The organism is Phenylobacterium sp. (assembly GCF_041920015.1).
Classification (GTDB): domain Bacteria; phylum Pseudomonadota; class Alphaproteobacteria; order Caulobacterales; family Caulobacteraceae; genus Phenylobacterium.
Genome location: NZ_JAYRST010000091.1, coordinates 1 through 11,970 on the forward strand (window position 1 = coordinate 1; position 11,970 = coordinate 11,970).

At 70.6% G+C, this 11,970-nt stretch carries 11 protein-coding genes and 1 pseudogene; 10 read left to right on the forward strand and 2 right to left on the reverse strand.

The window, feature by feature from the left end:
* Positions 1–196: 196 nt before the first annotated feature.
* Positions 197–1,675 carry a methyl-accepting chemotaxis protein gene (locus ACE3TL_RS14785; protein ID WP_374579444.1) on the reverse strand — a complete coding sequence of 493 codons (1,479 nt, stop codon included), beginning with the start codon at positions 1,673–1,675 and terminating at the stop codon, positions 197–199.
* A 217-nt stretch (positions 1,676–1,892) separates the two neighbouring features.
* On the opposite strand from ACE3TL_RS14785, the gene ACE3TL_RS14790 reads away from it, so the two are divergent.
* The 10 genes from ACE3TL_RS14790 to ACE3TL_RS14835 all read left to right on the forward strand — a co-directional run bounded on the left by ACE3TL_RS14790 (position 1,893) and on the right by ACE3TL_RS14835 (position 11,847).
* Positions 1,893–4,715: a [protein-PII] uridylyltransferase gene (locus ACE3TL_RS14790; RefSeq protein ID WP_374579445.1), complete on the forward strand. Its 2,823-nt coding sequence runs from the start codon at positions 1,893–1,895 to the stop codon at positions 4,713–4,715.
* Positions 4,716–4,875: 160 nt separating this feature from the next.
* Positions 4,876–5,754 (forward strand): aminoglycoside adenylyltransferase domain-containing protein, encoded by an 879-nt coding sequence (locus ACE3TL_RS14795; protein ID WP_374579446.1) that lies wholly within the window; start codon positions 4,876–4,878, stop codon positions 5,752–5,754.
* A 33-nt stretch (positions 5,755–5,787) separates the two neighbouring features.
* On the forward strand, positions 5,788–7,425 hold the full coding sequence (gene murJ, locus ACE3TL_RS14800; RefSeq protein WP_374579447.1) for a murein biosynthesis integral membrane protein MurJ: 1,638 nt from the start codon (positions 5,788–5,790) through the stop codon (positions 7,423–7,425).
* 147 nt (positions 7,426–7,572) lie between these two features.
* The gene (gene trpS, locus ACE3TL_RS14805; RefSeq protein WP_374579448.1) at positions 7,573–8,607 is read left to right on the forward strand and encodes a tryptophan--tRNA ligase; all 1,035 of its coding nucleotides are present in this window, start codon (positions 7,573–7,575) and stop codon (positions 8,605–8,607) included.
* A gap of 21 nt (positions 8,608–8,628) precedes the next feature.
* Positions 8,629–9,138: a universal stress protein gene (locus ACE3TL_RS14810; RefSeq protein WP_374579449.1), complete on the forward strand. Its 510-nt coding sequence runs from the start codon at positions 8,629–8,631 to the stop codon at positions 9,136–9,138.
* 55 nt (positions 9,139–9,193) lie between these two features.
* On the forward strand, positions 9,194–9,766 hold the full coding sequence (locus tag ACE3TL_RS14815; protein WP_374579450.1) for a NifU family protein: 573 nt from the start codon (positions 9,194–9,196) through the stop codon (positions 9,764–9,766).
* Positions 9,767–9,785: 19 nt separating this feature from the next.
* Positions 9,786–10,310 carry a hypothetical protein gene (locus ACE3TL_RS14820; protein WP_374579451.1) on the forward strand — a complete coding sequence of 175 codons (525 nt, stop codon included), beginning with the start codon at positions 9,786–9,788 and terminating at the stop codon, positions 10,308–10,310.
* A complete protein-coding gene (tsaB, locus tag ACE3TL_RS14825; RefSeq protein WP_374579453.1) occupies positions 10,310–10,945 on the forward strand; it encodes a tRNA (adenosine(37)-N6)-threonylcarbamoyltransferase complex dimerization subunit type 1 TsaB in 636 nt (211 codons plus the stop codon). Before ACE3TL_RS14820 ends, tsaB begins: the two co-directional genes overlap by 1 nt.
* Positions 10,942–11,394: a ribosomal protein S18-alanine N-acetyltransferase gene (gene rimI / locus ACE3TL_RS14830; protein ID WP_374579452.1), complete on the forward strand. Its 453-nt coding sequence runs from the start codon at positions 10,942–10,944 to the stop codon at positions 11,392–11,394. Before tsaB ends, rimI begins: the two co-directional genes overlap by 4 nt.
* Positions 11,395–11,439: 45 nt before the next feature.
* Entirely contained in the window at positions 11,440–11,847 is a 408-nt protein-coding gene (locus tag ACE3TL_RS14835) for a Fur family transcriptional regulator (RefSeq protein WP_374532685.1), read from the forward strand.
* A gap of 13 nt (positions 11,848–11,860) precedes the next feature.
* Here ACE3TL_RS14835 and ACE3TL_RS14840 read toward each other — a convergent pair.
* Positions 11,861–11,970, reverse strand: a pseudogene (locus tag ACE3TL_RS14840) (IS5/IS1182 family transposase); the annotation flags it as partial.

An 11,970-nucleotide genomic window follows, 5' to 3' on the forward strand; every position in this document is an offset into this window, starting at 1 on the left:
GACGAGCGATCCATCGAGACCGTCTGGCGGCGCATCGGCGATCTGCTCAATCTGTTCAGCCCCACCGAGTGCGCAAACTACCTTCGCCACGCCGGCTATGCTTCAATCTAAACCAAGCAGGCTCTAGCGGACCTGATCGCGCGGGCGGGACTCTAGCGCCTCAAGGTGCTTCCGCAGTGGTCGGGGAGCGGATTCCTCAGGCCGCTCGCCGCCGTGGCGCGGCGGCCTGGGCCAGGCGGAAGCGGCCGACCAGATCGGCCAGGGTCTGGGCTTCGCGGGCCAGGTCGGCGGCGGCGGTCGCGGTTTCCAGCACCATGCCGGCGTTCTGCTGGGTGACGCGGTCCATCTCGTTCACGGCGCTGTTCACCTGGCCAAGGCCGGTGGCCTGTTCCTGGGTCGAGGACGAGATCTGGGCCACCAGGCCGTGAACCTCGGTCACGCGCCCGACGATGCGGGTCAGGGCCTCGCCGGTCTGGCCGACCAGGTCGACGCCCTGGGCCACCTGCTCGCTGGAATCGGTGATCAGGCCCTTGATCTCCTTGGCGGCGCCGGCGGCGCGCTGGGCCAGCGCGCGCACCTCGGAGGCTACGACCGCAAAGCCCTTGCCCGCATCGCCGGCCCGCGCCGCCTCGACGCCGGCGTTGAGGGCCAGCAGGTTGGTCTGGAAGGCGATTTCGTCGATCATCCCGATGATCTGGCTGATCTTGGCGGCCGAGCCCTCGATCTGGCCCATGGCCGAGATCGCCGCCTCTACGACCGGGGCGCTCTGCTCGGCGGCTTGGCGCGCGTCGGCCACGGCGCTGGCGGTCTGGCGCGCGGTGTCGGCCGCATGGCGGACGGTGACGGTGATCTCTTCGACCGCCGCGGCGGTCTGCTCCAGCGAGGCGGCCTGGTTCTCCGTGCGCCGGGCCAGGTCCTCGCCGGAGGCCTTGAGCTGGCTCACCGTGGCGGTGACCGCCTGGACCGAGGCGACGACGGAATCGATGGCGTCGTGCAAAGCCCCGACCGCTCCGTCGAAGTCCGCGCCAAGCTTGGCGTAGTCGCCGGCCAGCGGCCGGTCGATGCGGCTGGTCAGGTCGCCCTGGGCCAGGCCCGACAGGGCCCTCGCCAGGGTCTGGACGACCTGGGCCTGTTCGGCCGCGGCTTCGGCCTTCTCGGCCTCGGCCTTGGCGCGGTCGGCCTCGGCGGCTTCGAAATAGACGTCCAGCACCAGGCTCATGTCGAGCATGGCGCCCTTGATCAGCGCCGAGACGGTGTCGGCCAGTTCGGCGGTCTTGGCCTTGGCGCCGAAGCCTCGGGGCGCCTTTTCGGCGACCGCCGCGCGGACCAGTTGCTCCAGCACCAGAGCGTAGCCGCCGATGTACCAGCGCGGCTCCAGCCCGATCCGCGCGTGGACGTCGCCGATCACCTGCACGCCCTTGGCGTAGTCGTTCGAGAACTCGGCCTCGGCGATGGTCTGCCAGTGGCGGAGCTGGGCGTTCTGGGCCTTGGTGATATGCCCGTCGTCGCGGAAGTGGACGCGGGCCTGCGGCGTGCGCCGTACCTGGGCGTAGAAGTGGTCGAGCGCGGCGGGCAGGGCCTCGGCGATCAGCGGTCGGGCGGCGCGCAGCGTCTGGCGGGTCTCCGGACCGACCTGCATGAACTCGAGACGTCCGTTCATGCCGCTGTCGGTCATGACCTGCTCCGCTATAGGCTTGCTTCACACTCCTCCTGCGGGGTGGCCGTTAAGGATAGGTAAGCGGTGCGCGATCTGCGCAACCCCAAGGCCATACCGCTCCATATGGTGAAGCTTTCAGCCTTTTCCTGATGCGAAAATCGCCAGTTCGCGCTCGCTCTGGCGCCCCGCCGTCTTTGCCCTCGGCAGAGGTCGCCGCGAGGACTATATCTCGTCCATGCCGCCTCGCCTCCGTCCGACCCGCCTGGAATACGTCGTCGACGGCGTGCGCCTGCGCGCCCAGCTTTCGGCCGCCGCGCTGGATGCGGTCGGCGACGAGGCCGAGCAGCGCCGCCGCGCCCTGGACATCCTCAAGCAGGCCCTGTTCCGCGGCCGGATGATCGCCAAGGAGCGGCTGGAGAACGGCGCCGGCGGCATCGAGACCGCTCGCCTGCTGTCGGGCGTCACCGACGAGGTGGTGACCGCCCTCTACGACTTCACCACCGTCCACGTGTTCCGCGCCCGCAACCCGACCGAGGGCGAGCGCCTGGCCCTGCTGGCGGTCGGCGGCTACGGACGCGGCGCCCTGGCCCCGTTCTCGGACCTCGATCTCCTGTTCCTGCGGCCCTACAAGCAGACCGCCCATACCGAGAGCGTGATCGAATACATGCTCTATGCCCTGTGGGACCTGGGCTTCAAGGTCGGCCACGCCTCGCGCACGGTCGAGGAGTGCCTGAAGCTCAGCCGCGAGGACTACACCATCCGCACCTCGATCCTGGAGGCGCGCCAGCTCACCGGCGACACGGCCCTGGCCGAGGAGCTGCTGCGCCGGTTCCGGGCCGAGGTGGTCAAGGGCACCGCCGCCCAGTTCGTCGCCGCCAAGCTGAAGGAACGCGACATCCGCCAGGAGCGGGCGGGCGCCAGCCGCTACATGGTCGAGCCGAACGTGAAGGAAGGGAAGGGGGGGCTGCGAGACCTCAACACCCTGTTCTGGATCGCCCAGTACCTGCACCCGGTCAGCCACGTCGACGGCTTCGTCCAGCTCGACATGTTCGATCGCCGGGAGGTGGCGAGCTTCATCCGCGCCTTCGACTTCCTGTGGGCGGTCCGCAGCCATCTGCATTTCGCCACCGGCCGGCCCGAGGAGCGGCTGACCTTCGACCTGCAGCCGGAGATCGCCCGGCGCATGGGCTATGGCGACCGGGGCGACGCGCCCGCCGTCGAGCGGTTCATGCGCCGCTACTTCCTGATCGCCAAGGAGGTCGGCGCCCTGACCCGGGTGTTCGCCGCCAAGCTGGAGGCCGAGCAGATCAAGCAGGAGCCCAAGGGCCTCTCGCGGCTGATCCCCGGCCGCGGCAAGCCCCGGCGCAAGAAGCTGGACCCGGGCTTCCACGAGGAAGGCGGACGCCTCAACATCGACGGGCCGCAGGTGTTCGAGGCCGACCCGATCAACCTCCTGCGGCTGTTCCGCCTGGCCGACCAGCGCGACCTCGACCTGCATCCCGACGCCTTCACCGCCGCCAGCCGCGGGGCCGGCATGATCGGCGCGCGAATCCGCCGCGATCCGGAGGCTGCCAAGGTGTTTCTCGACATCCTCGCCCACGGCCGCAATCCGCAGCGCACCCTGTCGATGATGAACGAGGCGGACGTCCTGGGCCGCTTCATCCCGGAATGGGGCCGCATCGTCGCCCAGATGCAGTTCAACATGTACCACTCGTACACGGTGGACGAGCACACCCTGCGCGCCGTGGGGGTGATCGCCGACATCGCCGCCGGCCAGTTCGCCGAGGATCACCCGCTCTCGACCTCGATCATGCCGCTGATCGACGATCGCGAGGCGCTGTTCCTGGCCATGCTGCTGCACGACACCGGCAAGGGCGGGGCAGGGGGCCAGGAAAAGGCCGGCGCCCGCGCCGCGCGCCAGGCGTGCGAGCGCTTAGGGCTGAACCGCAAGCGCATCGAGATGGTCGCCTGGCTGGTCGAACATCATCTGGTGATGAGCGACTACGCTCAGAAGCGCGACGTCTCCGATCCGCGCACCGTCGCCGACTTCGCCCGCATTGTGGAGACGCCGGAGCGCCTGCGCCTGCTGCTGGTGCTGACCGTGGCCGACATCCGCGCCGTCGGGCCAGGCGTCTGGAACGGCTGGAAGGGCCAGCTCATGCGCGAGCTCTACGGCGCGACCGAGGCGGTGTTCCGTGGCGGCCGCGGGTCCGACGCCGCTGCCGCCATCCGCCGCTATCACGAGAACGCCGCCTACGACGCGCGCGTGCGCTTGATCGCCGCCGACCCGGCTGCGGCCGAATGGGTGCAGGCCATGGAGGACGTCTACTTCTCCGCCTTCCCGGACCCCGAGATTCTGGTCCACGGCGCCTTGGCGCGGCGTGCGGCCGTGGCCGGCGGCGCGGCGGCCGAGGCTCAGGTCCGGCCTGATCTCAACGCTGCCGAGGTGGTCGTGGCCGCCCCCGACCGCAAGCGCCTGTTCGTCGACCTCGCCGCCGCCGTCACCGCCGCGGGGGCCAATATCGTCGGCGCGCGCGTCTACACCTCGCGCCAGGGCCAGGCGATCGACATCTTCTATGTGCAGGACGCCACCGGCCAGGCGTTCGGGGCCAGCGCCCCGGCCCAGCTCCGCCGCCTGGCGCAGTCGCTGGAGGCGGCGGCGCGCGAGGAGCTCCCCCGCAGCGAGCCGCGCAAGGTCACCGACTTCGGCCGCGCCGCAGCCTTCACCATCACACCGACCGTGATGCTCGACAACGAGGCGTCCGAGGTCTCCACGGTGATCGAGGCTTCGGGCCGCGACCGCCCCGGCCTGCTGGTCGCCCTGGCGCGCAACATCGCCGACGCTGGCCTCTCGATCCTCTCGGCCCATATCGACGGCTATGGCGAGCGGGCGGTGGACGCCTTCTACGTCACCGAGCCCGATGGCGGAAAGCTGACCGATCCCAAGCGCATGGCCGCCCTGAAGGCCGCCCTCGCCGCCTCGCTGGAGGAGGTGGAGGCCGCCGCCCCACGCCCCCGCGCCAACCTGCAGCGCGCCCGCGCCAGCGTCGCGCGATAGCCGGCGGGGGAGGGGCGATTGCCGCGCTCCGCGGACCCCGCTAGGCTGACGGCATGTGTACAGAGCGCCTGAGGATCTGACCCGTCCCGCCTGATCGGCGGCCAGACGCCCCCTGCGCCGCACCGGCGCGGGCTCCTCACGCTATTTCCGGACACATCCCATGACCCATTCCGACGCCCGCCCGCGCGCGTTCACCGCCTATCCCGAGCTCAACCTTGTCCTGGAGCGCCTTCTCGCCGGCGCCCAGACCGCGCTCGCCGACAACTTCGTCGGGGCCTACCTGCAAGGCTCCTTCGCGGTGGGGGACTACACCCCCTATTCGGACTGCGACTTCATCGTCGTCACCCAGGAGGACCTGACGCCCGGCCAGCTCGCCCGCCTCCAGGCCCTGCACAAGGAGATCCACCGCCTGCCGGCGCCCTATTGGCGCAACGGTCTGGAGGGGTCCTACGCCCCGGCCGCGATCCTGCGCGCCTGGTCGACCCAGCCGCGCGATCCTCCCAGCGAGCCGCGCGCCGACGACTGGGGCGATCCGGGCATGTCCGGCGCGCCGCCGCTCGCCTATCCCTTCTGGTATCTCGACCATGGCTCGGACACCTTGGTCCGCTCCGAGCATGACAACAGCCAGGTGGTCCGCTGGTGCCTGCGCGAGAAGGGGGTGGTCTTGGCCGGTCCCGACCCTGCGACCCTGGTCGATCCCGTCAGCCCCGCCGCCCTGAAGGCCGAGGTGCGGAAGACCATGGACCTCTGCGTCTCCGTCGGCCTGGAGCCCATGCATCTGGTGGCCTGGCAGGCCTTCTGGGTCGGCCTCTTCTGCCGCATCCTCCACACCATGGAGACCGGGACGGTGACGTCGAAGAAGGCCGCCATGACCTGGGCCGAGGCGGTTCTCGACCCTCGCTGGAGCGGCCTCATCGCTCGCGCCAGGGCGCTCCGGAAAGGCCATGAATCGGCCGCCGAGCCTGCCGATCCGGACGAGGTGGAGGCGACTCGGGCCTTCGTCGACTACGCCATGGCCTATGCCGATCGCGCCGCTTGACCGCTCTGCACGGCGCGGCGCATTGAGCCAGTCGTGACAGAGCCCGCGCCCACGCCCAGGAAAGCCTCGCAAGGCGGCGGCCTCATCCGCTCGTCGCTGCTGTTGTCGGGGCTGACCCTGGTCAGCCGGTTCATGGGCCTGGCGCGCGACCTCGTGCTGACCGCGCGCCTGGGCGCCAGCGCCACCATCGCCGCCGACGCCTACTACACCGCGCTCGCCTTCCCGAACCTGTTTCGGCGGATCTTCGCCGAGGGCGCGTTTTCGTCGGCCTTCATCCCCGCCTACACCAAGACCCTGACCGGCGAAGGCCAGGCGGAGGCCGACCGCATCGCCTCCGACGCCCTGGCCACCCTGGCGGCGGCGACCATAGGCCTGACCCTGGCCGCCCAGCTCGCCATGCCGTGGCTGATGTACGTCATCAATCCCGGCTACGCCTCCGACCCGGTGAAGTTCAAGCTGGCCATCGTGCTGACCCAGATCAGCATGCCCTACCTGCCGTGCATGGCCATCGGCGCCCTGCTGTCGGGGGTGCTCAACGCCCATCGGCGCTTCATCGTCACGGGCATTTTCCCGACCATCCTCAACCTGGTCATGCTGGCCGCGGTGATCCCTCAGACCGATCCGGTGCGCGCCGCCTGGGCCGCCTCGATCGGCATCCCCATCGCCGGCGTCCTGCAGGCGGGCCTTCTCTGGTGGGGCGCGCGCCGGACCGGGGCGCACATCCGCCTGCGCTGGCCCAAGCTGACGCCGGAGATCAAGGCCCTGGTCTCCCTGGCCATTCCCGGCGCCATCGCCGCCAGCGCGGTGCAGATCAACATCTTCATCTCCGGCATCCTGGCCTCCCAGGTGGCTGGCGGCCGCGCCTGGACCGAGGTCGCCGCCCGGCTCTACCAGCTCCCGCTGGGCCTGATCGGGGTGGCGGTCAGCGTCGCCCTGCTGCCGCGTCTCTCCACCGCGATCCAGGCGGCCGATCATGACGACGCCCAGGCCGCCACCGACCAGGCCGTGATCTTCTCCCTGGCCCTGACCGCCCCGGCCGCGGCGGCGCTGGTGGCCATGCCGTTCTTCCTGATCGACGGCCTCTTCACCCGCGGCGCCTTCACCGTACAGGACGCGCGCGAGACGGGCTGGATTCTCTTCAACTACGGCTGGGGCGTGCCGGCCTTCGTGCTGGCGCGGGTGCTGCAACCGGCCTTCTTCGCCCGCGCCGACACCAAGGCGCCGATGCGCTTCGGCCTGATCTCGGTGGCGGTCAACATCGTGCTCGGCCTGGCGCTGTTCCAGGTGATCGGGGTCAAGGGCATCGCCGCGGCGACCAGCGCCGCGGCCTGGATCAACGTCGTCCAGATGGCGCTGCTGCTGGCCCGGCGCGGCGACTACTCGCCGACCAGGGCGGCCTGGAGCCGTATCGCCCGGATCGCGGCGGCCAGCACGGCCTTCGGCCTGGCCCTGGGCCTCGCCTCGCACCAGCGCGCGTTGATCGAGGCGCCGCTGCGCGGATTCCATTTCGCCGGCCTGGGCGCCAAGGAGATCGCCGTCCTGGCCACCGCGGCGGCCGGCGTGGCGCTCTACGGCCTGCTGCTGCTCGTCTTCCGCGGCATCACGCCTGCCGAGATCAAGGCCGCCCTGCGCCGCCGACCGGGCGACGCCGCCGCGCCCGCCGACCTCTGACGGGCTTGCGGTCGCGGCCGCCAGGCCTTATTCGCATCGGCCATGGCTTTCGGACGCGACACGTGGCGATGGCGTAGCGCCTGATCCCCGCCCTTCCCGGCGCGGATGCGCGCGCCTGCCTGTTTTTCCTGCAAAAAGCCTGATCCCATGACCGACCAAGCTCCCCCCGCCTATTCGGGTCCCCGACGCGTGCTGTCCGGCGTCCAGCCGTCCGGCGCCCTGCATCTCGGCAACTATCTCGGCGCCCTGGTGAAGTTCGTCCGCCTGCAGCACGAGGTCGAGACCTTCATCTTCGTGGCCGACCTGCACGCCATCACCGTCTGGCAGGACCCCAAGCTGCTGGCCGGCCAGGTGCGCGAGATCACCGCCGCCTATCTCGCCTCGGGCCTCGATCCCAAGGTCGCCACCATCTTCCCGCAATCGGCCGTGCCGCAGCACGCCGAGCTCGCCTGGGTCTTCAACTGCGTGGCCCGCCTGGGCTGGCTCGACCGCATGACCCAGTTCAAGGAGAAGTCGGGCAAGCACAAGGAGCGGTCCAGCGTCGGCCTCTACACCTATCCGGTGCTGCAGGCCGCCGACATCCTGCTCTACAAGGCGACAGAGGTGCCGGTCGGCGACGACCAGCGCCAGCACCTGGAGCTGACCCGCGACGTGGCCGCGAAGTTCAACCATGACTTCGAGGTCCCCGGCTTCTTCCCGCTGCCCGAGGCCCTGACCCAGGGGCCTGGCGCACGCATCATGTCGCTGCGCGACGGTGCGGCGAAGATGAGCAAGTCCGATCCTTCGGACAATTCGCGGCTCAACCTGCTCGACGACGCCGACGCCATCGCCCAGAAGATCCGCAAGGCCAAGACCGACCCCGAGCCGCTGCCGGCGACCCTGGACGAGCTCAAGGGCCGGCCCGAGGCGGAAAACCTGGTCGGCGTCTACGCCGCCCTCGACGGTCGCACCTCCGAGGCGGTGCTGGCCGAGTTCGCCGGCCAGGGCTTCGGCGCCTTCAAGCCGAAGCTGGCCGATCTGGCGGTCGCCAAGCTGGGTCCGGTGGGCGAGGAGATGCGCCGGCTAATGGCCGATCCGGGCGAGATCGACCGCGTGCTGGCCGACGGCGCGGAGCGGGCCCGAGCCGCCGCCGCGCCCACCCTGGCCGAGGTCAGGAAGATCGTCGGCTTCTGGGGCGCCTGATATCCTAGCGTTCGAGGTGGCTTGCGCAGAGCGCCTGCGCAGGCCACCGTCCGCGCCATGAGCCAGCGCAAGTTCCTCGTGATCGCCGACGACAGCCCGGAGTTCCAGGCCGCGTTGCGCTACGCCTGCCGTCGCGCGCGCTCGACCCAGGGCCATGTCGCCCTGCTGCGGGTCATCGAGCCGGCGGTGTTCGAGCACTGGAGCGGCGTGCGCCAGGAGATCGAGCGCCAGGCTCGCGAAGAGGCCGAAGCCATACTCCAGAAGATGGCCGAGTTCGTGGTCGCCGAAACCGGCGTCCCGCCCGAGTTCATCATCGTCAACGCCGAGAGCACGCGCCTGGCCTTGCGCAAGGTGATTTCCGAAGACCCCGCCATCAAGGTGCTGGTCCTGGCCGCCGGGGTCGGCGGCCGCGGTCCCGGCCCCCTGGTCTCGTCCATCGCCAAGGATGGCGTGAAATGGGGCGCGCGCAAGCTGCCGGTCACGGTGGTCCCCGGCGACCTCACCGACGAGGAAATCGCCGACTTGGCCTAAGGGAAAGCACGACGGAAAACTTGCGATTTGGCGTTCGAAACGCCACATCTGGCGCATGTTCATCCAGACCGAAGCGACGCCGAACCCTGAGGTTCTGAAGTTCCTGCCTGGCCGCGAGGTGCTGGCCGAAGGATCGCACGATTTCCGCAGCCTGGAGGAGGCCCAGGTTTCGCCCCTGGCCGCCGACCTCTTCGACATAGAAGGCGTGACCCGCGTGTTCTTCGGGCCGGACTTCGTGACGGTCGGCAAGGGGCCGCATCACGACTGGCCGCACCTGAAGGCGCCGATCCTGGCCGCCATCATGGATCACTTCAGCGCCGGCCGGCCGCTGTTCGCCGAGGGAAGCGCTCAGGCCGGCGGCCATGACGAGGTGGTCTACGAGGGGGAAACCGCCCAGGTGGTGGCCGAGATCAAGGACCTGCTCGACACCCGCATCCGCCCGGCCGTGGCCCAGGACGGCGGCGACATCCTGTTCAACCGCTTCGACGCCGACACCGGCGTGGTCTGGCTGCACATGCGCGGCGCCTGTTCGGGTTGCCCGTCCTCGTCGGCGACCCTGAAGGCCGGGGTCGAGAACATGCTCAAGCATTACGTGCCCGAGGTGACCCGCGTCGAGCAGACGCTCTAGGGTCCAGTCTGTGGGGGCGGTGCGGACGATCATCCTGGCGCTGGCCGGCGCTGCGATCCTGGCTGCGCCCGCCGCGGCCAGCGAGGACGACTGGCCGGTTCTGAAGGGCGCGCGCCTGGACGGCCAGATGCCCTCGGGCGCGTTCGCGGTCTATCGCGCCGGCGACCTGCCGACCACCGGCGTCACCCTCTTCGTTCATGACAAGGCTCTGATCGCCCGCCGCGTCGAGACCCGAGGCGGCGAGGCCGCCGCCATCACCTGGGCCAGTTCGCGGACCTGCCCGGCCCTGGCGCCTGCGCTGGCGGGACTGGAGACCCTGCCGCCGGCGCGGATCGAGATTCCGCTGGCTGGCCGCGCGGCCGCCGCGCCCGATCAGCCCTCCGACGGCTCCAGCTATTTCGTCTGGGTGCAGGACGCGCGCCTGGGAAGCGCGCGCCATTCCGGCCAGCTCGAACTGCGCGCCACCGACGGCTCGCCTCCCGCCCTCTGGATGGAAAAGACCTTGCGGCGGCTGGCGCCTTGCTGGACATCGGCGCGGCCATGATCGTGCTGGCCCTCGACACCTGCCTCTTCGCCTGCTCGGCCGCCGTGGTCCGGGACGGAGATCTGCTGGCGCGCCGCATCGACCCCATGGCCCGCGGCCACCAGGAGCGGCTCGCGCCCCTGGTGCAGGAGGTCATGGCCGAAGCCGGCCTGGGCTTCGAGGCCCTGGACCGCATCGGCGTCACCGTCGGGCCCGGCTCGTTCACCGGCCTGCGCGTCGGCCTCGCCTTCGCCAAGGGGCTGTCGGCGGCGCTGTCGATCCCGGCGGTCGGGGTCGGGTCGCTGGAGGCCCTGGCCCAGCCCTTTTCAGGCCGCGTGCTCGCCGTGCTCGACGCCAAGCGGGGCCAGGTCTACCTGCAGGCCTTCGAGGACGGCGCGGCGCTCAGCGCCCCCGACGCCCTGCCGCTGGAGATCGCCGCGGCGCGGGTCGCCGAGTTCGCCCCGCAGGTCATGGTCGGGACCGGCGCGCCGCTGCTGGCCGCCGTCCGCCCCGCCGTCCGGATCGAGCCGCTCGATCACACCGACCCGCTCGCCGTGGCCCTGGTCGCCGCGGCCCGCGCGCCGGTCCCCCCGCGGCCGCTCTACCTGCGTGCGCCGGACGCCAAGCTGCCAGGCGGCAAGAGCCTCCCGGAATGAAGCTGCGCGGCGCCTGGAGCCATGAGGCGCACGCCCTGGCCGCCGTCCACGCGGCCGCCTTCGACCACGCCTGGAGCGCTGCTGAGATCGCCGCCCTGATCGACGGGCCGGGCGGCTTCGCCCTGCTGGTCGAGGGCGAGGCGCCCGCCGGCTTCATCCTCTGCCGCGCCATCGCTGGCGAGGCCGAGATCCTGACCCTGGCGGTCGACCCCGCCCTGCGCCGCCGGGGCCTGGCCCGCGCCCTGGTCGAGGCCGCGGCCGGCGCAGCCCGGATGGCGGGCGCCGAGGCCATGTTCCTGGAGGTCGCGCACGACAACCTGCCGGCCATCGGACTCTACCAAGCCGTCGGCTTCGACCGGGTCGGCCGGCGCCGCGGCTACTACGATCGTGGCGCGGCGCCGGCTGCTGACGCCATCGTCATGCGCCGCGACCTTGGCCGAAAGGTTTAACGGCCCTATCCTCGGCCCAAGTTGAATTCCCCAGGGAGACTGTTCGTGGATCGCATCGAGAGCCTCTGCATCGAAAAGGGCATGCGGATGACTGAGCAGCGCCGCGTCATCGCGCGCGTGCTGTCCGCCGCCCATGACCACCCCGATGTGGAAGAACTCTACCGTCGCGCGCACGAGGTCGACCCGCACATCTCGATCGCCACGGTCTATCGCACCGTGCGCCTGTTCGAGGAGGCCGGCATCATCGCCCGCCACGACTTCCGCGACGGCCGCTCGCGCTACGAGGAAGCCACCGACGTCCACCACGACCACCTGATCGACATGAAGACCGGCAAGGTCGTCGAGTTCGTCGACGAAGAGATCGAGGCCCTGCAGGAGGCCATCGCCCGCAAGCTCGGCTACAAGCTGGTCGACCACCGGCTCGAACTCTACGGCATGCCGCTCGAAGACTAGGTCCAATCGACATTCAGCGCATCCAGATCATGGACGCGGCGAGGTGTATGAAGGCCAGGTAGTGGGCGGCGAGGCGGTCGTAGCGGGTTGCGAAGCGGCGGAAGTGTTTAAGCTTGTTGAAGC